Source organism: Vulcanococcus limneticus LL (genome assembly GCF_002252705.1).
GTDB lineage: Bacteria > Cyanobacteriota > Cyanobacteriia > PCC-6307 > Cyanobiaceae > Vulcanococcus > Vulcanococcus limneticus.
The window spans coordinates 12,644-34,710 of record NZ_NQLA01000005.1 but is presented as its reverse complement, the minus strand read 5'-3'; the positions used below and the strand labels follow the sequence as shown (position 1 = coordinate 34,710).

General features: G+C 70.1%; 20 protein-coding genes. 11 read left to right on the top strand and 9 right to left on the bottom strand.

Going from position 1 to position 22,067, the window contains the following annotated elements:
- Positions 1-5: 5 nt before the first annotated feature.
- Positions 6-1,082, bottom strand: a complete 1,077-nt coding sequence (locus CJZ98_RS04300; RefSeq protein WP_094588715.1) for an HD-GYP domain-containing protein — start codon at positions 1,080-1,082, stop codon at positions 6-8.
- A gap of 234 nt (positions 1,083-1,316) precedes the next feature.
- On the opposite strand from CJZ98_RS04300, the gene CJZ98_RS04295 reads away from it, so the two are divergent.
- A complete protein-coding gene (locus tag CJZ98_RS04295) occupies positions 1,317-1,517 on the top strand; it encodes a hypothetical protein (RefSeq protein WP_094588713.1) in 201 nt (66 codons plus the stop codon).
- 23 nt (positions 1,518-1,540) lie between these two features.
- On the opposite strand, the gene CJZ98_RS04290 is transcribed toward CJZ98_RS04295, so the two are convergent.
- The gene (locus tag CJZ98_RS04290; RefSeq protein ID WP_094588893.1) at positions 1,541-2,017 is read right to left on the bottom strand and encodes a redox protein; all 477 of its coding nucleotides are present in this window, start codon (positions 2,015-2,017) and stop codon (positions 1,541-1,543) included.
- A gap of 283 nt (positions 2,018-2,300) precedes the next feature.
- Between CJZ98_RS04290 and CJZ98_RS04285 the strand changes: the two genes are divergently transcribed.
- Positions 2,301-3,230: a CsgG/HfaB family protein gene (locus tag CJZ98_RS04285; RefSeq protein ID WP_094588711.1), complete on the top strand. Its 930-nt coding sequence runs from the start codon at positions 2,301-2,303 to the stop codon at positions 3,228-3,230.
- 10 nt (positions 3,231-3,240) lie between these two features.
- Here CJZ98_RS04285 and CJZ98_RS04280 read toward each other — a convergent pair whose 3' ends face one another.
- The 3 genes from CJZ98_RS04280 to CJZ98_RS04270 are packed head-to-tail and all read right to left on the bottom strand — an operon-like array spanning position 3,241 to position 6,151.
- Positions 3,241-4,050: a class I SAM-dependent methyltransferase gene (locus tag CJZ98_RS04280; RefSeq protein ID WP_094588709.1), complete on the bottom strand. Its 810-nt coding sequence runs from the start codon at positions 4,048-4,050 to the stop codon at positions 3,241-3,243.
- Positions 4,051-4,088: 38 nt separating this feature from the next.
- A complete protein-coding gene (locus CJZ98_RS04275) occupies positions 4,089-5,273 on the bottom strand; it encodes an acyl-CoA dehydrogenase family protein (RefSeq protein WP_232756187.1) in 1,185 nt (394 codons plus the stop codon).
- A 5-nt stretch (positions 5,274-5,278) separates the two neighbouring features.
- Positions 5,279-6,151, bottom strand: coding sequence for a sulfonate ABC transporter substrate-binding protein (locus tag CJZ98_RS04270; protein WP_198537478.1), 873 nt, complete (start codon positions 6,149-6,151; stop codon positions 5,279-5,281).
- Between the two features lie 341 nt (positions 6,152-6,492).
- Between CJZ98_RS04270 and CJZ98_RS04265 the strand changes: the two genes are divergently transcribed.
- A complete protein-coding gene (locus CJZ98_RS04265; protein WP_157910865.1) occupies positions 6,493-7,692 on the top strand; it encodes an amidohydrolase family protein in 1,200 nt (399 codons plus the stop codon).
- Positions 7,689-8,036, top strand: coding sequence for a Rieske (2Fe-2S) protein (locus CJZ98_RS04260; protein WP_094588701.1), 348 nt, complete (start codon positions 7,689-7,691; stop codon positions 8,034-8,036). The genes CJZ98_RS04265 and CJZ98_RS04260 overlap by 4 nt, the downstream gene beginning before the upstream one ends.
- A 20-nt stretch (positions 8,037-8,056) precedes the next feature.
- Here the strand turns inward: CJZ98_RS04260 and cobA are convergent, their stop codons facing one another.
- Both cobA and CJZ98_RS04250 read right to left on the bottom strand, forming a co-directional pair.
- Complete coding sequence (gene cobA, locus CJZ98_RS04255; RefSeq protein ID WP_094588699.1) at positions 8,057-8,851, bottom strand: uroporphyrinogen-III C-methyltransferase; 795 nt, start codon at positions 8,849-8,851, stop codon at positions 8,057-8,059.
- Complete coding sequence (locus CJZ98_RS04250; protein WP_157910864.1) at positions 8,848-10,407, bottom strand: CbiX/SirB N-terminal domain-containing protein; 1,560 nt, start codon at positions 10,405-10,407, stop codon at positions 8,848-8,850. Before CJZ98_RS04250 ends, cobA begins: the two co-directional genes overlap by 4 nt.
- Positions 10,408-10,430: 23 nt before the next feature.
- Here CJZ98_RS04250 and CJZ98_RS18170 point away from each other — a divergent pair, with 23 nt between their 5' ends.
- On the top strand, positions 10,431-10,862 hold the full coding sequence (locus CJZ98_RS18170) for a hypothetical protein (protein WP_157910863.1): 432 nt from the start codon (positions 10,431-10,433) through the stop codon (positions 10,860-10,862).
- Here the strand turns inward: CJZ98_RS18170 and CJZ98_RS04240 are convergent.
- Positions 10,789-12,465: a ferredoxin--nitrite reductase gene (locus CJZ98_RS04240; protein WP_094588693.1), complete on the bottom strand. Its 1,677-nt coding sequence runs from the start codon at positions 12,463-12,465 to the stop codon at positions 10,789-10,791. The two genes, CJZ98_RS18170 and CJZ98_RS04240, sit on opposite strands and share 74 nt — an antisense overlap.
- Positions 12,466-12,539: 74 nt before the next feature.
- Between CJZ98_RS04240 and CJZ98_RS04235 the strand changes: the two genes are divergently transcribed.
- From CJZ98_RS04235 to CJZ98_RS04210, 6 genes are all read left to right on the top strand, one after another.
- Positions 12,540-13,691: an anthranilate phosphoribosyltransferase gene (locus tag CJZ98_RS04235; protein ID WP_094588691.1), complete on the top strand. Its 1,152-nt coding sequence runs from the start codon at positions 12,540-12,542 to the stop codon at positions 13,689-13,691.
- Between the two features lie 309 nt (positions 13,692-14,000).
- Positions 14,001-15,305: a CmpA/NrtA family ABC transporter substrate-binding protein gene (locus CJZ98_RS04230; protein WP_094588689.1), complete on the top strand. Its 1,305-nt coding sequence runs from the start codon at positions 14,001-14,003 to the stop codon at positions 15,303-15,305.
- Between the two features lie 126 nt (positions 15,306-15,431).
- Positions 15,432-16,274, top strand: a complete 843-nt coding sequence (gene ntrB, locus CJZ98_RS04225) for a nitrate ABC transporter permease (RefSeq protein ID WP_094588687.1) — start codon at positions 15,432-15,434, stop codon at positions 16,272-16,274.
- 1 nt (position 16,275) lies between these two features.
- Positions 16,276-18,333 carry a nitrate ABC transporter ATP-binding protein gene (locus CJZ98_RS04220; protein WP_094588891.1) on the top strand — a complete coding sequence of 686 codons (2,058 nt, stop codon included), beginning with the start codon at positions 16,276-16,278 and terminating at the stop codon, positions 18,331-18,333.
- On the top strand, positions 18,326-19,192 hold the full coding sequence (locus CJZ98_RS04215) for an ABC transporter ATP-binding protein (RefSeq protein ID WP_094588686.1): 867 nt from the start codon (positions 18,326-18,328) through the stop codon (positions 19,190-19,192). The genes CJZ98_RS04220 and CJZ98_RS04215 overlap by 8 nt, the downstream gene beginning before the upstream one ends.
- Positions 19,182-19,805 carry a helix-turn-helix domain-containing protein gene (locus CJZ98_RS04210; protein ID WP_094588684.1) on the top strand — a complete coding sequence of 208 codons (624 nt, stop codon included), beginning with the start codon at positions 19,182-19,184 and terminating at the stop codon, positions 19,803-19,805. The genes CJZ98_RS04215 and CJZ98_RS04210 overlap by 11 nt, the downstream gene beginning before the upstream one ends.
- Here CJZ98_RS04210 and CJZ98_RS04205 read toward each other — a convergent pair whose 3' ends face one another.
- Positions 19,806-22,013, bottom strand: coding sequence for a molybdopterin oxidoreductase family protein (locus CJZ98_RS04205; protein ID WP_094588682.1), 2,208 nt, complete (start codon positions 22,011-22,013; stop codon positions 19,806-19,808). It abuts the gene before it with no gap.
- Between the last annotated feature and the right edge of the window lie 54 nt (positions 22,014-22,067).

Here is a 22,067-nt window from a genome sequence, read left to right as displayed (position 1 = left end):
GGGTCTCACTCAGGCCAGTGCAGGCGGATGCAGCGGCGCTGTTCCGTCGCCTGCTGCAGCACCTCCACACAGCCCCTGTCGAGGCTGCCCTGTTCCACCATCACCGCCAGCATCGCTAGGACCTCCTCCTCGCCGATGGACTGCTTGTAGTGCCGACGCTGGATGAGTGCGTCGTAGATGTCGGCCACCGCCACGATCCGGGCCTCCAGAGGGATCTGCTCGCCCCGCAGCCCGAGGGGGTAGCCGCTGCCATCCATCCGTTCGTGGTGGCAAGCCACCACGTTGCGCAGGATCTGCAGCTTGCCGTCGCCCACCAGCTGGAAGCCTCCCACCAGCTGCTCAACCAGCCGCAGCCCCTGATCAACGTGGGTGCGCACGATCTCCTGTTCGCCCGCATCGAGGTACCCGGGCTTGCGCAGGATCTCCTGGGGGATGGCCACCTTGCCGATGTCGTGCAGGCCGGCGAAGACGTAGAGATCCAGCCCGAAGTCCTGGGGCAGCGCCATCGAGCGGCCCAGCCCATCGGCGATCAGGCGGCTGTAGAGCGAGACCCGCTCCATGTGGGCGACGGTCTCCAGGTCCTGCAGGCCGCTGAACTGCAGGGCCATCCGCACGGCGCTCCGGAGGCTGTTGATGGTGGTGAGCTCGTGGGCCACCAGGCTTCCGAGCAGTTCCAGCTGACAGGCCAGCCGGTCCTGCAGATCTGGGACCAGCTCCAGCCCATCCCCGCGGCGCAGCAGCAGCAGCCCCTGCAGCTGCTGACCCCAGAGCAGGGGCAGGGCGAAGGTATCCGTCGCGACCCGCAGCCCCTGGCGACACCGCACCAGCTCCGGCAGCCAGGGCAGCTCGGCCACGGCGAGCTCGTCTGCAAACCGATCCGGGGCCCCAGCAGACAGGCGTTGGCCGGAACTCAGGTAGGGGATCAGCTGGCCCTGAACCGGTTGATGCAGCAGAAAATCCAGTCGTTCGATCGACGGTTCCTGCCTGCGGATGCGCTGGTGGACCAGCTTCAGGTGCTCGGAGAGGGGTCGATTGAGATCGGCCGCCCCCACAGGATCGAACGCGGACCTGGGGGCATCCATCAATCAGCCGTTCTGAACAGTCCGCTCAGACATGAACATGACCACATACTACTGCAATTGGCGTGCGGCACCCCTTCTGCGGTTGGCGTTGGACAGGGAGGCGGCCGAGGCCGGTCGGCACTTGCCCCGGCTGGCGGCGGCGCTGTTGGCTCACGATTGATTGCGTGAGGGATCCCCTACAGCCACCTGGCGGATCGCACACCTACAACGTAGCTGCAACCCGCCCGGATCACCATGGCAGCCGATCTCCACGTCGTGGGCCAAGCCGAAGACGGCTGCAGGATCCTCAGGGACATCCGCGGCGGCTATCTGGTGTGCGCGGCCAACGGCGATATCCCCGAGCGACGGGCCGCCAACCTGCCCGCCGCCTATGCCCTCTGTGAGCTCCTGCACACGCGCAGCGCCCCACTGCTGCCGCGACGCCTCTCCAGCTGAGGCCCCCTGGTCTGGAGGCTGCTCTACCAGCTGACGCCGTGCAGCTTGGGCAGGGGCGCCGTGCGGGCGGTGGTGGCGTAGAGCCGCGGAATGTGAGAGCTGTTGTAGATGCGGAATTCACGGGCCACACTGGCTCCCTCCTCCCGCACCGCCTGGTTGAGCACCAGCGAGCCGTCCGGATCGGAGACCGAGCGGTGGAACGTGCCCGGCGGAATGCGCAGGATGTCGCCGCCGCTCTCCAGGCGCACGATGTGGAATGGATAGTTCCAGCCCAGGTTCACCAGATAGAAGGTGCGCCCCCCCTGCAGGGCCAGCAGGTTGTCCTGCTGGTGGGGGTGCAGATAGAACTGCCAGGCTCCGCTGGCCGGGTCATCCGGGGGGCTGACGGCCGGACCTGTGTGCACCACCAGGTCGCGGGCGTTGGACTCGGCCACGGTGATGTCGAAGAAGCGCACCGCCGGAGTGTCGCGGAACCTCTCGTAGGGGATGAGCTCGAACATCGGCGCCGGGCGCGGTGCCTGGGCCGTGGAGCCGGAGGGGGATGGCTGGGGCTGCCGGTGCTGCGGCAGCAGGGTGGAGGCCATGGTCGGCGCTGCCGGAGGGGCAGCAGGGGGCGGGATGGGCCATTGACGCAAACCCATGGCGCCCCGGTCGTCCGATCCGCTACCGAACCGGCAGGCTCCGAGGGATGCGGGCAGGGCCTGCGGATCCCCGCGGCGGCGTTGCTTCGGGCCATTGCTTCGGGCCGGTGTTGCTTCAATGGATCGAGCCGGTCTGAGCCCCATGGCCTCCCCCCTTGCGATGGCGTCGCCAAAGGCCAAGCCACCCTGTCGCCCGCTCGCCCTGCTGGCGGCCCTGGGCCTCGGCCTGGGCAGTGCCGCCACCGGCCTGATTGGCGCGGCTCCCCAGGCCAGCGCCCAGACCCCGATCCCCAGCAGCCCCAGGCCCTACGCCCGGCCCGCCGCCAGACCCACCGTCTCGGTGCCGGACTTCAAGAACACGGTGACCCAGCCCGCCTGGTGGTGGCAGGGTCCGGTGGCGGCCGACCTGGCGGCGGCCCTGGCCAACGAGCTGCAGGCCACGGGCGATCTTCAGGTGGTGGAGCGCAACAACCTGAAAGCGGTGCTCTCCGAGCAGGAGCTGGCGGAGCTGGGCATCGTGCGCAAGGGGCCCGATGCCGCCCGCAGGGGCCAGATGCGCGGCGCCCGCTACATCGTGCTGGGCACCGTCACCTCCTATGACACGGGCGTGGAGAGCAAGACCTCCGGCAGCAACTTCGGCCTGCTGGGCTTCGGCACCAGCAAGCAGCAGGCCGAAACCCGCGACTACGTGGCGATCGACATCCGCGTGGTGGACAGCAGCACCGGCGAGGTCATCGGCTCCCGCACCGTGGAGGGCCGCGCCAGCAACAGCGCCGAGGCCCGCTCCAGCGGCGTGAACCTGCTGCCGGCCGCCGGCCTGGCCCTCTGGCTCGCCCCCAACATGGGCCGCACCGGCCAGGGCATCACCGCCGCCGCCGGCACGCTCAACTTCGGCAACAACAGCTCCCAGGCCCAGCGCACCCCCGCCGCCAAGGCGATCCGCGCTGCCCTGATCGACGCCTCCGGCTATGTGAGCTGCCTGCTGGCGCCGAAGGCCGGCTGCATGGCCGCCTACGAGGCCCAGGAGCAGCAACGCCGCGAGCGCACCCGCGGGGTGCTGCAGCTGGAATGAGGACCTGCCCTTAGGTCCTGGCGGGCTTGCGGGCCCAGGCGAACACTAGGTGGCGCTGCAGCTGGATGCCCTGGGCGTCGGTGCGCTGGGCGAGCGCTTCCCGCAGCGGCTGCTGCAGGGGGCCGTTGAGGTCGAGGTGGGGCAGGAAGTTGCCGAAATAGGAGCTCTGGTTCCAGCGCAGGAGATGCTCCAGGTCCTGGAACCGGTCGTGGAAGGTGAGGGGAGTGATGCGGAGCTCCACGAACCCGGCCCGATCCAGCAGCTCCCCGAAGCGCTCCTCGTTGATCACGTGGGGCGGCACCAGACCCCGCCGATCCTGCACTCCCTGGCGGGCCAGGCCCTCGGCCAGCAACCCCACGAACTCATGGGGGCGGTCGGCATCGGCACTGTTCACCGCGAGACGGCCACCGGGTCGCAGCACGCGCCAGGCCTCGGCCAGGGCGGCGGGCTGATCGGCGATCCAGTGGAACACGCTGTTGAGCACCACGGCATCGAAGTGATCGTCGGGGTAGGCCCCGAGGTCCTCGGCCCTGGCCTGGGCCACCTGCAGATTGGCGCTGGCGCGGGAGCGGGCCAAGGCCACGCGGTCGGCGAGCGGATCCACGGCCACCACCTCACCCTGCGGCCCCACGAGACCAGCCAGGTGCAGGGCCAGCCGACCGGTGCCGGCCCCCACATCCAGCACCCGTTCACCGCCCCGCAGCTGAAGCTCCTCTGCCAGCCGCTTGCCGTGCTCGAACTGGAAGTCGCTGGTGGTGTCGTAGTCCCTGGCCAGGGCGGGATTGTCCTGGGCGTAGGACACCGTGGTGGGGTCAGCCATCGGGCGTGCAGCGGGGTGGGTGGGGATCAGGGGTGCAGTCAGAGGTAGAAGCCGGGTTCGGGCCACTGCCCGTGCAGGGCCCAGGCACCCAGGACCTCCACCTTCCGAGCCTCGGGATCGTGAAGACTCAGGGTGCGCAGGTTGCGCCAGTGGCGATCGAGGCCCAGGCCGCGGGTCACACCCCGGGCGCCCACCAGCTCAAAGAGGCGGCTGGTGATGTCGAGCCCCGCCCGCGAGGTGGCCACCTTGGCGGCGGCGATGCGCAGGGCACAGGCCCCCCGCTCCTCGGCCGTGAGGGCCGGGCCCCGGTCCCAGGCCTGCTGCAGTGGCACCGCCGCCTGCTGCACGAGGGCAGCGGCGCCCTGGAGCTGCAGCCAGAGCTCGCCGAACAGCTGGATCACGTGGGGATCGTGTGAACGGCCGCCAGCTGCCTGGCCCAGCAGGCATGCCCTGGCTTCCTCCAGGCCACCTTCGACGATGCCCAGAAAGATGTGGGCCAGGTTGAGCTGGGTCAGGCAGGCACGGATCGTCCCAAACGGGGTGGCCGCGTCGGAGCGACTGCCCAGAACCTCGTGGCGGAACACCCGGACCCGCTCGAAGCTCACCGAGCCGCTGTCGGTCTGGCGCTGGCCGATGGCGTCCCAGTCGTGGTGCAGGCGGATGCCGGCCCTGTCGCCGGGGAGCACCAGCACCACCAGGGCGCCACTGGCCTGATCCACCGCCGTGACCGGCAGGATCTCGGCATCGTGGGAACCGGAGCAGAAGCGCTTCTCGCCCTCCAGTAGGTAGTTGTCGCCGTCGGCCACGAGATGGCAGCGCCGATCGAGAGGGTTGAGGGCATTGCCCCACCACCAGCCCTCACGCACCGTGGCGGCCTCGTAGTGATGGCGCTGCTCCTCACTGCCGAAGATGCGCGGGATCGCTACCCCGAGGTTGTGGTACGAGTACACATGGGCCAGGGAGGCATCCACCCGGGCCAGTCGGCGCGCGAGGTCGAAGGCTGTGATCCAGTCGGCACCATGGCCGCCGTGGCGGGCGGGCAGCACCAGGTGCAGCAGCCCTGAAGCCCGGATGCGATCCCGCTCCGCCTGCGGCGTTCCCCCTTGCTGGTCGCGCTCAACCGCCGTGCGCTGGAACTCCCGGACCAGGGCCTCCATCTGAGCGGCAGGATCGGCAGGCCCTGAAGCCACAGCGGCCTGGGCGGCATCGACAAGTTGGGGCATCGGCCTCAGTTCTTGACGTTCACCACGATGTCGTTGACGTTGATCGGTTTGGGGATCAACTTCAGCCTGGCGAAGGTGTCTGCAACCTGCTGCTGATCGCGCAGGCCGCCGGTCTGGATCGGAGATACCTGGTAGCGCCCCAGTCGACGTCGTTCCGATACTTCGAGAACGTCAACCGGAATCTTGGTGGCCTTGGAGAGGAAATCGGCAGACCTGCCGGGATTGGCGAGTGCCCATTGGCCAGCGGACCTGAGGTCGCGAAGCAGACCGGGCAGCAGTGAGGCGTTGGTCGCAGCGAAGTCGCTGTTGGCCACGAAGAACAGGCGGAATGGGGTATGCCCCCTGCCGTTGGCCAGAACCCTGGCGTTGCCACCAACCTGGGCGGCAGCGTAGAAGGGATCCCAGACAGCCCAGGCATCGATCTTGCCGGATTCGAACGCGACTCGAGCTTCGGGAGGCTGCAGATACACCGGGGTGATGTCAGACAGCTTGAGGCCCGCTTTGGCGAGGGCGTTCACCACGAGGGGTTGTGCACTGGAGCCCTTCGCAAAGGCCACCTTCTTGTTCCTGAGATCAGCCAGAGTGCGAATGGATGAATCCTTTGGCACCAGCAGGGCCACAGCCTCGGGGTTGGGCTGCGACTGGCCGAAATACACAATCGGCGCATTTTTTGACTGCGCAAAGATCACCGGGGCATCGCCAACCTCGCCCACGTCGATCTTTCCGGCCGCCAGGGCCTCCAGCAGGGGCGGCCCTGAGGTGAACTCTGCCCAGGTGACCTGCACTCCCTGCGGCTGGAGCCTGCGGGCCAGGTCTCCGCGTGCCCGCAGGATATTGAAGGTGGACGATTTCTGAAGGCCGATGCGCAGGACCTTCACCTGGGGCTGGCCCTTCTCGGCCGCCAGGGTGGAGGAGACGCCCAGGCCCACCAGCAGGCCCGTGGAACCCGCCAGGGCCGTCAGGGCGACCAGCAGCGAACGACGGGAGTGACGATGGGGCGCCGGTCGGGACGACGAGGTCTGGCGGATCATGGACAACGACAAGAATTCAGACTGCCGCGGCTTCAATTGCTACTGCTTGGGAGCAGGCCGCAGGCGATGTCTTCGGCACCGCTGTTTGACCCTGACAGCCTCCGGTCCCGATGGGGGTGCCCGCCACTACATGCCCCCTGCCATCTCAGGGCCTACAGCTTGGAGTTTCTCTCCCTGCTCCTCCTGTCATGGTGGCCAGTATCGAACCGCTTGCCGACTGTCATGAGGCAGTGGAGGCGCACTACCGCTCCACTGCCAAGACAGTGGGGCAGCAGTACTTCGTGATCGACTGCGATCGCCACATCATCGAACCGCCGGAAGCCTTCAGTCTCTATCTGGATCGCGAATGGAGCGATCAGGCCCCCCGACTTGTAAGCGACAACACCGGGGCGCCACGGTTGATGATCGAGGGCCGTCTGTATCAGAAACCCTCCGGATTCGGCCCCGGCCGGCCTGAGGGCTGTGGCGACCAGCGCCCCCGCGGCGATGGCCTCTCCTATGAGCTGGCCTACCGCCACGCCTTCGAGCACCGGGACCGCGACATGGATCTCTCCGGGATCGACTGCGCCCTCTGGATTCCCACCCTGGGCCTGTTCACCCCCGACATCGAGAATCCCGACCTGCAATATGCGGTGATGCGGGCCCTCAACGACTGGACCGCACGCGACTGGGCGACGGGCCGGCGCCATCTGTGGTGCGTGTCGATTCCGCTGAACCCCATCTGGGCCGTGGCGGAGATCCGGCGCTGCCATGCCCTGGGGGCCACGGCTGTGTGGATGCGCCCCAACGTGATGCAGGGGGTGCGCTGGTGGACCGAGGCCTGGGACGTGGTCTGGCAGACGATGGAGGAGCTGGGCATGGCCCTGGTGTTCCACGAGGCCACCGGCACCTACAACGCCACCCACAGCACCGACTACAAGTTCGATCGCTATTGGCTGGCCCACGCGGTGTCGCACCCGCTGGAGATGGCTACCGCACTCTCGGCGATCATCGGCTACGGCGTGCTCGAGCGCCATCCACGCCTGCATGTGCTGTTCTGCGAAGGAGGTGCCACCTGGGTGCCCTACATGCTGTTCCGCCTCGACAACCACTACGAAGCCAGGCCGAGCGAGATGCACGATCTCGCCATGGCTCCCTCGGCCTACTTCCGCCGCCAGTGCGTGATCTGCTCCTTCGAACCCGAGGAGGCCCTGCTGAAGGAAACGATGGCATGGCTGGGAGGACGCCACATGGCCTGCACCAGTGATTACCCCCACTGGGATTCGAGCGGCGTCTCCGGCGTGGTGCGCTACTTGGAGAACTACCCGGACATCAGTGAGGAGACGCGGGTGAACTTCTTCTCCCGGGCCGCGATCGAAGCCCTCGGCCTGGAGGCCCGGGTCGCATGAACGACCCACAGGGGAGCCGGGCAACGGAGCCCGGCGTTCTGGAGCTGCCGGCCAGCACGGCGCTGCCCCAGGTCGGCGAGATCGTGGAGGCCACCAGCCGCGATGGGCAGGCGGTCTGCCTAGCCCTGCTCGAAACCGGCGAGCTGGCGGCCTTCGAGCCCCGCTGTCCCCACCGGGGCGTGCCCCTCTGCCGGGGCACCCTCGAGGGAGGACTGGTGATCTGCCTCGACCATTTCTGGCGCTGGCATGCCTGCAGCGGGGAGGCGGCGGGCGGCGGGCATCCGGCCCTGCGGACCTACCGGGTGGAACGGCAGGGGGAGGGGCTCAGGCTGCTGCCGCCCTGAGCCCCGGGCTGACCTGAAGCTCAGAAGGGAATGGGCATCTCCGCATCGGCCGGGGCCGGCGCGCAGTCCGGCACCCGCTCGTTGACCATCGCGCCGATCACCACGATCGAGGGGGAGCCGAAGCCCTCGGCCTCCACCTGGTCGGCGAGCTCGGCCAAGCAGGCCACCAGCTGGCGCTGACCCAGCACGGTGCCCTGCTGCACCACGGCGGCCGGCGTGGCGGGGTCCAGGCCGCCGGCCATGAGCTCCGCGCAGATGCGGCGCAGGTTATGCAGCCCCATGTAGATCACCAGGCCATCACTGCAACGGGCCAGGCCCTGCCAGTCCACCCCGGGGCGCGCCTTGTCGATCTCCTCGTGGCCCGTCACGAAGGTGACGCTGGAGCCGGCGCGGCGGTGGGTGACCGGGATGCCGGCGTAGGCCGGAGCGGCGATGCCCGCCGTGACACCGGGCACCACCTCCACAGCGACCCCGTGTTTCACCAGGTGGGCCGCCTCCTCGCCGCCGCGGCCGAACAGGAAGGGGTCGCCACCCTTGAGCCGCACGATCAGGCTGTGGCGACTGGCCAGCTCCACCAGCACGGCGTTGGTGCTGGGCTGGGGTACGGAGTGGTGGCCGCGGCGCTTGCCCACGAAATGGCGCTCACAGTGGGCCGGCACCAGATCGAGCAGGGCCCGCGGCACCAGCGAGTCGTAGACGAGGGCATCGCACTGGCTCAGCAGCCGGTGGGCCTTGAGGGTGAGCAGTTCGGGATCGCCCGGCCCCGCCCCCACCAGATAGACCTTGCCGCCACCCGGGGCCTCCGGCCCACTCATGGCAGCACCTCCAGGGCGTCGATCAGGAACTGGCGCACGGGGGCTTGCTGCAGCAACGGGGGATGGAGCCGGACGGGGGGCTGCTGGCTCGGGTCGGCAGCCCTAGGGAAGGCGGCCTTGAGGGTCTCGCTGAGCCGGTTGCTGGCCAGGGTCATCGGCAGCAGCGCCACGGGCCCGGGACCCGCCAGCGGCAGCTCGCAGGCCTGGGCACTGTATGGAGTAGCAAGGCCCGGTGCGGCCAGCTGGAGCCTGAGATGGCCCAGGTAGCGGGCGGCCAGGTGGCCCTCCAGCGGATGGTGCAGCCATAGGGGATCGAGACCTGCCTGGCGATCGGCGGCGCAGCGGGCCGCCAGCTGCCGCTGCCAGGCGGGCCAGGCCCCGAGGAACGGCCGGCGCCGCAGGGCCACGCCCGCCCCATCCGCCTGGCAGCGCCAGCGTTCGGCGATGGCCGGCAGATCGTGGCGCACATGGCCGCCGGGCAGCAGCAGTAGGGGCACCAGCGTGAGGGCCCCGGCCGTCCTGGCGGCGGCCCAGAAGGCGGGATCGGCCTCGGGCGCTGGAGCGGTGAGGGCCTGCAGCAGCACTGGGGCACCGCGGCGCGCCGCCAGATCCTGGGCGAGGGCCTCCAGCTCGGCGGGGATGCGGCCACCGCTGCGGCCGTGCACCAGCAGCACCAGGGGCGAGAAGCGCAGGCGCCGGCCCAGCCGGGCCCGCACGCTGGCCTCCAGGGGACTGGGGGCCAGGCGATGCAACAGGGTCTGCCCAGCTGGCAGCCGCGCCAGCAGGTCCACCGCCTTGGCCGCCAGGGCCGGGTCGAGATCCTGGGCGAGCCTGGCCAGGGCCTGGCCCAGGGGGGCCTGGGGCCAGGCGGCCAGCCCCAGGGCCAGACCCTCCAGGGCGGCCCGCCGCAGCGCCAGCGGGGCCGGGTCCAGGGCCAGACTGATCAGCAGGGCGGCGTCCTGGCCCTGCCGCTGCTGACCCAGCAGCGGCAGCAGGTCGATCAGGGCGGCGGGCGGGCACTGCAGCGCCGGGGGGTGCTCCTCCAACGCCTGGGCGATGGCCTCCCGCAGCCGCTGGGCCACCCGTGGCTCGCGACAGCGCCCCAGCGGCACCAGCCAGACGGGATCCAGCGCGCAGGCGGACAGCAGCGGCTCCAGCCAGGCGGCAGACGCCGCCCCATCGACCCCCGGCAGCTCCTGAGCCAGGGCCTGCCGCAGGCCGTCCGGCCCGTGGTGCCTGGCCAGGGCCAGCAGGCGCTCCGCACCGGCGCGGTCCACCAGGACCGCGAGCGTCGCCAACAGGTCGGGCTCGGGATCCAGCGCACCGCGCTCCAGGCGCTCCAGCCAGGGTCGCGGATCGACGCCCTGCCGCCGCAGGCGCTGCAGGAGCCGCCAGCGGGCCTCGCTGTCCGGCGCTGGCAGGGGCGGATGGGCTTCGGGCTGGGGGAGGGCCTCAGGCACCCGCTTGGGGGCGGCGGCAAGCTCCACCCTGGCAGCCGCTCCGGGGCCGGCGGCGGCCAGGGGGTGCTTGGCAGAGCGGAAGGGCGGACTTAACACGGAGTCAGAGGCGGGGACGGGCAATGGACGGATCAGGTGGCGCGGTTACGGGCTGGACGGAGGGCGACTGTCGGGGGAGCGGCGGCGGGACGGGCCGTTTTGAGGGCAGCTTTGCCGAGCGCAAGGAGCAGCAGCTGGTGCTCCTGCTGGTGCGCCAGCTAGCCGCGGCCCAGCAGGAACCGGCCGCGGCGGCCCTCGGCGAGCGGCTGTGGCAGGAGGTGGCTGCGCTGGAGATCGACCCGGAGCGGATCACCGCCCTGCTCTATGGCGGCCACGACGTGAACGATCGGGAAGTCCTGCAGGCGTTGGATGACGCCTGGCGGCGCCGCAATGCCCCGCGGCGCCGGGGCGCGGGCTGGTGGCCCGGCCGGCGCAGCGGCCTCAGGTTCCAGGCCGGCGGCGGGCACCGAAGCGTTCCACCAGCAGTTCCTCGAGCACGTCGGGTAGCTGGGTGAGGGGTATGGGCTTGCCGTGCAATTCGGCGAGCGCCGGCTCTGACCCCAGCGAGCCCCCCAGGAAAATCTTGGCGGCCTCGACCATCTGGCCCTCGTGGCGGGCCTTGGCCCCCATCAGCCCGATCTCACCCATGTAGGGCTGGCCGCAGGCATTGGGGCAGCCGGTCCAGTGGCTACGCAGGGGGTGGGGTAACTCCAGGCGCCGCTCCAGCTCCTCCACCACGGTCTGGGCGGTGGTCTTGGTGGGGATCAGGGCGAAGCTGCAGTAGCGGCTGCCGGTGCAGCTCACCGCCTCGGCCTGCAGCGGACCGGGCTCGGGCCGCAGGCGCTGGAGCAGTGGTTCGGCCAGCAGAGCGTCCAGGTGCTCGGTGGGGATGCCCACGAGCAGCACGTTCTGGGCCTCGGTGAAGCGCAGCTCGCCGCAGCCATAGTGGCGGGCCAGGCGGGCCAGTTCCAGCATCGTGTCGGCGTCGAGGCGACCCATCGGCACATGCAGGCCGAGCCAATGCAGCCCCGGCTGGGCCTGGGCGTTGACCCCCAGCCCGGAGCGGGGCGCCTGGTTGACCAGGTGGGAGCCATCGTGGGAGAGCGCCAACGTGGTGGCGAGGCGGGCGCTCTCCGGCGAGCCGTCGGCACCGGCCAGGCCATGGGCCTCCCCGGTGCCAGCCCCCGCGCCCTCGGCCAGCACCGCGGCGAAGCTTGCTAACAGCTCGGCGCGGTAGGCATCCAGGCCCAGCTCGTCAATCAGATAGAGCAAGCGGCTCCTGTTGCGGGCCGCGCGGTTGCCGTGTCGTTCGAAGTGACGCAGCACCGCCAGGCTGAAATCGGGCAGCTGGGCACCGCGCAGCCACAGGCCCAGCGGGATCGCCAGGGCGTTGCGCTGGGCCGAGAAGAAGCCCCCCACCAGCACCGTGAAGCCCAGTTCGCCGTCGCGCTCGGCCGGCAGGAAGGCGAGGTCGTTGTGCAGCAGGAAGCTGTCGGGGGCGCCGCCCACCGCCACGTTGAACTTGCGCGGCAGGTTGCGTGGCCCGCCCGGTCCCAGCAGCCGCGCCTGGATCGCCTCCACCAGCGGCCGGGTGTCCACCAGCTCCTCGGGGTCGATGCCGGCCAGGGGGTTGCCGGTGATGTTGCGGGGGTTGTCGTGGCCCGACTGGCGGCTGGTGAGACCCACCGCCGCCATCGCCTCCACCAGGGGAGCCATGTCTTCGAGCAGCAGGCCCCGCAGCTGAAGGTTCTGGCGGGTGGTGATGTCGGCGCTGCCCTCGGCCCCGCAGCGATCCACCGCATCGGCGAGCACGGCGAGCTGATCGGCCTGGATCACGCCGTTGGGTAGCCGCAGCCGCAGCATGAAGCGCCCGGGGGTCACGGGCCGGAAGAAGATGCCCAGCCACTTGAGGTGGATGGTGAGGGTGGCCTCATCGAGGGCCTCCCAACCCTGAGCGCCAAGCTCCGCCAGGCGGGGTTCCAGCTCGAGCCCGCAGAAGGCGGCCTTGGCCTGCTCGACCTTGCTGAGCTTCTCGGTGCCGGAGGCCCCCGGTATGGCAGTCACTGGCCCTGGAGCCGCGGCCAGCGGCGATTCGGCCTCAGGAGCAGCAGACGCCATTGGACAGACCGGCCAGCATGCGGGAATGACAATGTGGCGGCGGCACCCAGGCCCCCGTGTCACAACCGCTACCGATGACCCGCACCGGCACGACACCTGGCAGCGGCACCGACACCGCCATCGACACCGCCATCGACAGCGCGGCCCTGCGTGCCGAGGGGCGCGACACGCGCCGCCGCCAGGAGCGCCGCGGCGAGCTCGGCCCGGAGCGGGCGCGCTTCCGCGACCTGCTCGGCAAGGTGGGCAGCGGCGAGCACACCAGCACGGGGCTGGACCGGGCCGAAGCCCGCGAGGCGATGGACCTCATGCTGAGTGGCGTGGCCAGCGACAGCCAGCTCGGTGCCTTCCTGATCGCCCACCGGATCCGCCGGCCCACGCCGATTGAGCTGACCGGCATGCTCGACACCTACCGGGAGCAGGGCCCCCGTCTGCACACCCCGGGCCGCAGGCCCCTGTGCTTCGGCGTGCCCTACGACGGCCGCAGCCGCACGGCGCCGCTGCTGCCGCTCGTGGCCCTGGTGCTGGCGGCGGCAGGCCAGCCGGTGGTGCTGCACGGCGGTGCCCCCATGCCGGTGAAATACGGCGTGACCCTCGCCGAACTGTTCGCCGCCCTGGGGGTGGAGTGGCGCGGCCTGGCGCTTGCGGCGGTGCAGGAGCGGCTGGATCAGCACGGGCTGGCGCTCACCCACCAGCCTGACCACTTCCCGGCCGCCGAGAGGCTGGTTCGGATCCGCGAGGACATCGGCAAGCGTCCGCCGGTGGCCAGCCTGGAGCTGCTCTGGACGCCCCACCGGGGCGATCACCTGCTGGTGAGCGGCTTCGTGCACCCCCCCACCGAGAGCCGGGCCTGGGAGGCGCTGCAGGCCGCCGGCGAACGGGACGTGCTCACCGTGAAGGGCCTGGAGGGCTCGACGGACCTGCCCACCACCCGCGCCGCGATCACGGCCCGGTTGCGGGATGGCGCGCCGGCTCGGATCCTGCTGCATCCCCGCGAGCACGGCATCGACGCGGACGAGGTGGCCTGGAGCAACCTGGAGCAGTGGCAGGACGAGGCCCTGGCCGCCCTGGCCGGCGAGGGCCCGCTGGCTCCGGCGCTCCGCTGGAACGTGGGGGCCTACCTCTGGTGCGCAGGGCAGCTGGAGTCACTGCCCGCTGCCCTGGCCCAGGCCGATGCGCTGCTGGCGGCCCGAGCCGGCCTGGCGGCCCTGGAGAGGCTCCGCCCATGACCCCCGGCACGATCCTGCTTCGGCTTTGGTAGCTCTGGGCACAAATGCCTGGGGTGGGCGCCATCGGCAAATCCGCACCATCCGCGAATCGGTAGCCAATGTGACGCTTGCAAGGGCGAGCGACGTGGTGTTCTTAATGCCGTTGGTCAGCCTGTGCGCCAACGACGCGTTTCACCGCCCGGGTGCGTTACGTCCCGCGGTGATGGGTTTCTAGCCCGGGCTTCCAGAGAACGACCCGCTCCCTATCCGTTGGTTGATGCCGTGGTGCATCGGCCTGATCTGTTCTGCGCTCCACAGCTATCCCCCTCCATGGTCAATCCTTCCCGCCGCCTTTCCCGCCGCCAGGTTCTGTTCACCGGTCTCGCCACTGTGGCCGGCCTGACGCTGCAGCTGGCGGGCAGCATCAGCCTGGCACCGGCCCAGGCCCAGACGGCCCCCGGCAAGCCGGAGACCACCTCGGTGGATCTGGGCTTCATCGCCCTCACCGACGCCGCTCCCCTGATCATCGCCAAGGAGAAGGGCTTCTTCGCCAAGGAGGGGATGACCGGCGTGGAGCTCAAGAAACAGACCTCCTGGGCCGTCACCCGCGACAACCTGGAGCTGGGCGGCAGCCGCGGCGGCATCGACGGCGCCCACATCCTCTCGCCGATGCCCTACCTGCTCACCACCGGGGCGATCAGCAAAAGCAAGAAACCCGTGCCGATGGCGATCCTGGCGCGACTGAATACCCAGGGTCAGGGAATCTCGGCATCCAAGAACTTCCTGGACGCCAAGCTGCAGATCAAAGCAAGCGGCCTCAAGAAGGTGGTTGCCAAGAAAAACAGCACGGGCGACAAGTTCAAGGCTGCCGTCACCTTCCCCGGCGGCACCCACGACCTCTGGATGCGCTACTGGCTGGCCGCCAATGGCGTGGATCCCAACAAGGATGCCGACCTGGTGGTGATCCCGCCGCCGCAGATGGTGGCCAACATGCAGTCGGGCACGATGGATGTGTTCTGCGTGGGTGAGCCCTGGAACGAGCGCCTGGTCAACAAGAAACTGGGCTACACCGTGGCCCAGACCGGTGAGCTCTGGAAGCAGCACCCTGAGAAGGCCTTCTCGATGCGCGCCGACTGGGTGAAGAAGAACCCCAATGCCACCCTGCGACTGCTCAAGGCCGTGCAGCAGGCCCAGAAGTGGGCCGACAACCCCTCCAACACCAAGGAACTGGCCACGATCCTGGCCCAGGACAAGTATGTGAAGGCCACCGTGGAGGATCTGCTGCCCCGCCTGCAGGGCAACGTGGACTACGGCGACGGCCGCAACGTGAAGAACTCGCCCTACAAGATGCTGTTCTTCGCTAACAACGCCTCCTTCCCCTACAAGAGCCACGACACCTGGTTCGTGACCGAGGACATCCGCTGGGGCTACCTGCCCAAGGGCACCAACATCAAGGCCCTGGTGAACCAGGTGAACCGCTCCGACCTGTGGCGCGCTGCCGCCAAGGCCAATGGATACAAGGAGATCCCCAGCAGCGATTCCCGCGGCGTGGAGACCTTCTTCGACGGCGTGAAGTTCAACCCCGCCAACCCGAAGGCCTACCTCGACAGCCTCAAGATCAAGGCCCTCAAGTGAGCCTCTGAGCCGTGATGCACGCCGGGGGATTGCCAGTCTGCAATCCCCCGGTCCCGTCTCACACTCACGCTGAGCCAGCAAGCCAGCGGCTCCAGACCCCCTCCTTACCCACCAGCTCCGCCCCCAATGACCACCGCCCTCGCCTCCCCCCGCAGCCTGCGGCGACCGCGGGCTACCTGGCTCAGCTCACCCCTGGTCAATCAACTGAAGGCCCCGGTGGTCTGCATCGGCCTGACCCTGCTGGTGTGGCAACTGCTGTGCCTCGGCAATGCCGATGGCTTTCCCGGCCCGATCCAGGTGATCCGCCAGACCTGGGATCCCTACATCAGCAAGCCCTTCTATGACGACGGCGGCACCTCCAAGGGCATCGGGCTGCAGATCCTGATCTCCCTGCAACGGGTGGCCATCGGCTACACCCTGGCGGCGGTGATTGGCATCGCCGCCGGCATGGCGATCGGCCTCAATGCCTTCCTGCGGCGCGGCTTCGACCCGCTGATCCAGGTGCTGCGCACCGTGCCCCCCCTGGCCTGGCTACCGATCTCGCTGCTGCTGCTGCAGCAGGCCGATTCCGCCGCAATCTTCGTGATCTTCATCACGGCGGTGTGGCCGATCGTGATCAACACCGCCGTGGGTATCCGCGAAATTCCACAGGACTACACCAACGTGGCCCGCGTGCTGCGGCTGCGCAAGCGTAGCTACGTGCGCGACATCCTCTTGCCGGCCACGGCGCCCTACGTGTTCACGGGCCTGCGCATCTCCGTGGGTCTGGCCTGGCTGGCGATCGTGGCCGCCGAAATGCTCAAGGCCGATGGCGGTATCGGCTTCTTCATCTGGGACGCCTACAACGCCGGTGGCGATAGCAGCACCAGCCAGATCATCCTGGCGATCCTGGTGGTGGGTCTGGTGGGCCTGGCCCTGGACCGGCTGGTGGGCCTGGTGGGTGATCGCGTCGCCGCAGGAGGCCGCTGAGATGCCGGGCCTGATTACCGTCGACGCAGTCACCCAGAGCTTCCCTTTGGCCGGCGGCGGCGCCTACATCGCCCTGCGCGACATCGACCTGGACATCGCCGAGGGTGAGTTCGTATCGCTGATCGGCCACTCCGGCTGCGGCAAGAGCACCCTGCTCAACCTGCTGGCGGGCCTGACCCGCGCCAGCGAGGGCGGGATCCTTCTGGACGGCCGCGAGGTCACAAGCCCCGGCCCCGACCGGATGGTGGTGTTCCAGAACTATTCGCTCCTGCCCTGGCAGACCGTCCGCCAGAACATCGCGCTGGCGGTGCGCAACGTGCTCACCGACCTCACCCCAGAGCAGCAGCGCGAGCGGGTGGATGAGCAGCTGAAGCTGGTGGGCCTGGCCGCCGCGGCCGACAAGCACCCCGCTGAACTCTCCGGCGGCATGAAGCAGAGGGTCGCCATTGCCCGCGCCCTGGCGATCCAGCCGCGCCTGCTGCTGCTCGATGAGCCCTTCGGCGCCCTCGACGCCCTGACCCGCGGCAACATGCAGCAGCAGCTGATGCAGCTCTGCCAGGCCAGCGGCATTACCACCGTGATGGTGACCCACGACGTGGACGAGGCCCTGCTGCTCTCGGACCGGGTGGTGATGCTGACCAACGGGCCGGAGGCCCGCATCGGCCAGATCCTGGAGGTGCCGCTGCCCCGACCGCGCCAGCGGCTGGAGGTGATGGAGCACCCCGACTACTACCAGCTGCGCAGCGAGCTGATCGGCTTCCTGCAGCAGCAGCGTCGCCTGCGCCAGCGCAAGCAGAGCCTGGGCCAGAGCACGCTGCAGCCAGGTGCCCCGCGCAGCGGCCGCGCCAGCGCAACGAAAACCGCTGCCCTCACCACTGTCCGCATTGGCTACCTGCCCGGCCTGGACAGCGCCCCCCTGGCGGTGGCGCTGGAGCGCCAGCTCTTCGACCGCGAGCGGCTGCGGGTGCTGCCGGTGCCCTTCACCCGCTGGCAGCAGCTGGAGGAGAAGCTGATGGCGGGCGAGCTGGAGGCGGCGATCACCTCGGCCACCGCCCCCCTGGCCCTCAGCCTCGGCCTGCACGGCCAGGCCCCCTGGCCGGCGATCACGCCGATGACGGTGACCCGCAACGGCAACGCGGTGTGCCTCTCGCAGCGCTTCCTGAGCCAGGGCCTGACCGACCTCGCTGCCCTGGCGCAGCGGCAGCGGGCCGGGACCTCGCCCCTGCGGCTCGCGATCGCCCAGCGGGGCAACATGCAGGAGCTGCTGCTCCGCCACTGGCTCGCGAACGGCGGTCTCGATCCCGACCGGGACCTGCAGCTGCGCACCCTCTCGCCGATGGCGATGCAGGCCGCGCTGCGGGCGGGGGAGATCGACGGGTTCATTGCCGGCCGCTACCGGGTGGCCAGGGCAGTCGAGGACGGGCTTGCCTACGTCGTCGCCACGGACCGCGACATCTGGCCCGCCCATCCGGAGAAGGTGCTGACCTGCCATGAGGCCTGGGCTGAGAGCCATCGGCAGGCCCTGCTCGACCTCTGCGCCGGCCTGCTGCAGGCCGGTCCGATCTGTGACGACGGCGGCCAGCGCCCCTACCTGATCGGCCTGCTCAGCGACCCCCAGTGGCTCGGCCCCAGCTCCGCCCTGGCCCTGCAGCGCCAGTTTGACTTCGGCACCGGTGAGCAGTCGAGCGATCGGCTGCTGCTGAACCGCTACCACGCCGATCGGGCCCAGGTGCCCGACCAGGCGGAAGGGGCCTGGATGCTGAGCCAGTTCAGTCGCTGGGGCTGGTGCCCCTTCCCCAGCAACCGGCTGGAGCTGCTGAGCCAGACCTACCGCGGTGACCTCTATGAGGCCGCGATGGCCCAGGCCGGTCTGCCCTGCCTCTGGCCGGAGCGCCAGCCCTTTGCCCTGGCCGATGGCCGTCGCTTCGACCAGGACGCACCTCTGCGCTACCTCGACGGCCTCCCCTGCAGCGCCACCCCCACGGTGGAACCGGTGACCCTGCCACCGGCCGCCAGCCCCCGACCCCTCGCCGCCAGCCGCGATGCCCGCCATGCTTGACACCGGCACTCCCAGCGCCTCCCAGGCGGGAGCCGTTCCCTCGGCCACCGCAACCGCGACCAGCGCCACCCCGGAGGCCTTCCTCAGCTTCGACGGTGTCGGCCAGGTGTTCCAGACCCGCCGCGGCCCCTTCGAGGCCCTGCGCGACATCAATCTGCAGGTGCGGCAGGGGGAATTCCTCTGCGTGATCGGCCACTCCGGCTGTGGCAAGAGCACCCTGCTCAACATGGTGTCGGGGTTCCTCACCCCCAGCAGCGGCCGGGTGAGCCTGCGGGGCGCACCGATCGAGCGGCCCGGCCCCGACCGGATGGTGGTGTTCCAGAACTACTCCCTGCTGCCCTGGAAGACGGTGCAGCAGAACGTGGAGCTGGCGGTGAAGGCCGCCAGGCCGGAGCTGAGCCCAGGGGCACGGGCCCAGGTGGTGGAGCACCACCTGGAGATGGTGCACCTGCTCGACGCCCGCCACCAGAAACCGGCCCAGATCTCGGGCGGCATGCGCCAGCGGGTGGCGATCGCCCGGGCCCTGGCGGTGAACCCGGCCGTGCTGGTGCTGGATGAGCCCTTCGGTGCCCTCGATGCGATCACCAAGGAGGAGCTGCAGGAGGAACTGCTCGCCATCTGGCAGGAGCAGCGCCCCACGGTGCTGATGATCACCCACGACATCGACGAGGCTCTGTTCCTCGCCGACCGGATCGTGATGATGACCAACGGACCCTCGGCAACGATCGGCGAGATCCTCGAGGTGCCCTTCGATCGCCCCCGCAGCTACGAGACCATTCAGCGGGATCCCCGCTACGGCCAGCTGCGCAACCACGCCCTCGACTTCCTGTTCCGCCGCTATGCCCACGATGACGATTGAGTCAGGGGCCACGGCGAAGGTCGTGCCGGCGCCGGCCGCGCTGCGCATCGCCCCCGGCCACACGGTGCTGCTCGATGCCGCCAGCCTGGAGCGCAACAGCATGGAACTCAGCCACTGCCTCAGCGTGGCCCAGGGCCTGCTGCGGGTGGCCGTCTCCGGCCCGGATGTGGAGGCACTCGAGAGTGAGTCGATCACCCTCGGCTTCCTGCAGGCGGGCGATCAGCTGCCCCTCGACCTGCTGCGCCGCAGCCGCTTCCACCTGGAGGCCCTCACCCCCGTGCACCTGGAGGAGGGGGCCGGCCTCCTGCCCCCCGAGGGAGCCACCTCCCTGCACGACTGGACAGTGGCCCTGCTGCTGATCCGCCATCTGGGGGAAGCCGAGCAGCGCCTGGCGGCCCTGCTGCAGCTGCTGGTGGAGCGGCTGGGCCGTCGCTGCGGCGACTGGTATGAGCTGCCCCTGCACCTCAGCCACCAGCGCCTGGCCGAGCTGGTCGGCCACACGCGCGTCACGGTGACGCGCCAGCTGTCGAAATGGCGCCAGGCGGGCCTGGTTGCCGGCGATACCAACGCCCAGGGGGGCCTGCGGCTGGCCCCGGAGCTGGTGCAGGCCTGATCAGGCCCCGGCGGGTTCCAGGCACACGGCCGCAGCCTTGAGTTCGGGCTGTTTGGAGAGCGGGCAGCCCAGCTCGTGCATCAGCCGGTTGGCCTCACAGGCGTTGGCCTGGGAGCCTCCCCAGTGCATCGGCAGGAACACCGTGCCGGGGCGGATGCGCTCGGTGATCTGCACCTTGGCGGTCACGGCGCCGCGGCGCGAGCGGATCCGGGCCACGGCGCCATCCACCAGCCCATGGCGCTGGGCGTCACCGGGATGGACCTCCAACAGGGCTTCCGGGTGGGCCTTGGCGATCCGCGCCACGTGGGCGGTGCGGGTCATGGTGTGCCAGTGGCCCAGGTAGCGGCCCACGGTCAGTACCAGGGGGTAGGCGTCGCAAGGGGGTTCGGCGAGGCCCAGGGGCGCATCGGCAACCAGGTGAGCGCGGCCCGTGGAGGTGGGGAAGCGCGCGTCGGTGTAGAGGCGGGCCTGTCCGTCGCCGGGGGCGGTGCCGGTAGGGAAGGGCCACTGCTGGGGGCCGTGTTCCGCCAGCAGGGCGTGGCTGAGGCCCGAGTGGTCGCAGAGGCGGCCGGCGGTGATCGCCGCGAACTCGGCATACACCTCGGCGCTGGAGCCGTAGTTGAACGCCTCGGCGAAGCCCAGGCGCCGTCCCAGCTCGGCGAAGACGGCCCAGTCGGCCCGTGCCTCGCCCGGCGGCTCGCGAAAGGCCGTGCAGAGGGTCACGCGTCGCTCGGAGTTGGTCATCACCCCCTGCTTCTCGCTCCACTGGGCCGCGGGCAGCAGCAGGTGGGCCACGGCGGCGGTCTCGGTGCCGGCATAGGCCTCACTCAGCACCACCAGCGGGCAGTTGAGGGCGGCGGCCCGCACCCGATCCAGCGATGGCATGCTCACCAGCGGATTGGTGGCCGCCACCCACCACAGGCCCAGCTCGCCCCGCTCCATCGCCTCGATCTGCTGCCACACCGCCAGGCCCGGCTCGGGGGCGATCGAGCCGGGGGCAAAGCCCCAGTGATGCTCCAGCTCGGCCCGGTGTTCGGCATCGGCCACGGTGCGGTAGCCCGGCAGCAGCTGGGCCAGCCCGCCGGCCTCGCGCCCGCCCATGGCGTTGGGCTGGCCCGTGAGCGAGAAGGGCCCGGCACCGGGCTTGCCGATCTGGCCGGTGAGCAGGTGCAGGTTGATGATGCCGCCCACGGTGGCGGTGCCCTCCACGCTCTGGTTCACCCCCATCGACCAGAGACTCAGCAGGGTGTTGCTGGCACCACAGGCCGTCGCCGCCGTCCGCAGGTCAGCTTCGCCAATCCCGCAAAGACGGCTCACCCGCTCCGGCGTCCAGGCCCGCACCAGCTCGGCAAAGGCATCAAACCCCTCGGTGGCCTGCGCGATGAAGGCGCGGTCCAGATTTCCCTGGGCGAGCAGCAGATGGGAGATGCCGTGCAGCAGGGCCAGGTCGGTGCCGGGACGGATCGCCAGGTGCAGGTCGGCGGCGTCGCTGGTGGCGGTGGCGCGGGGATCCACCACGATCAGCCGGGGCGTGGTCTTCTGCTTGCGCTTGCGCTTCAGCAGCCGCTGGAACAGCACCGGATGGCACTCGGCGGTGTTGGTGCCGATCAGCAGCACCGTATCGGCGAGGTCGAGGTCGTCGTAGCAGCAGGGAGGGCCATCGGAGCCGAGGCTGCGGGCATAGCCCGCCACCGCCGAGCTCATGCAGAGCCGCGAGTTGGCATCGAAGTTGTTGCTGCCCAGGGCCCCCTTGAACAACTTCTGGGCCAGGTAGTAGTCCTCCGTGAGGAACTGGCCGGAGCCATACATCGCCAGGGCGCCGGGACCACGGGTGGCCAGTTCGGCCTGGATGCGCTCCACCAGCAGCGCGAAGGCCTGCTCCCAGCCGATCGGCGCGAAGGGCTCATCGCGGCTGGCGCGGTAGAGGGGTTGGCTGAGGCGGTTGGGGGCGAGGGTTTCGCCCACGGTGGCGCCCTTGACGCACACCTGACCCAGGGAGGAGGGATGCAGCCGATCGCCGCGGCTGGTCCAGGGCAGATCGTCGCTGTCCGGAGCCCTGGTGGCGCCCTGGCCCGGGCCACTCGGAGTCTCGTCGTCCTCCTCGCCGGCAACCTCTCCCTGGGGGGCCGGAGGCCGCAGCTCCAGGCCGCAGCCCACGCCGCAGTAGGGGCACTGGCTGCGGGCACTCTGGAGGGGAGTCGGACTCAAGCTGAGGCGGCGCGGGGCAGCATTCGATCAAGGCGTCGGGGCCGCAGCGGTGTC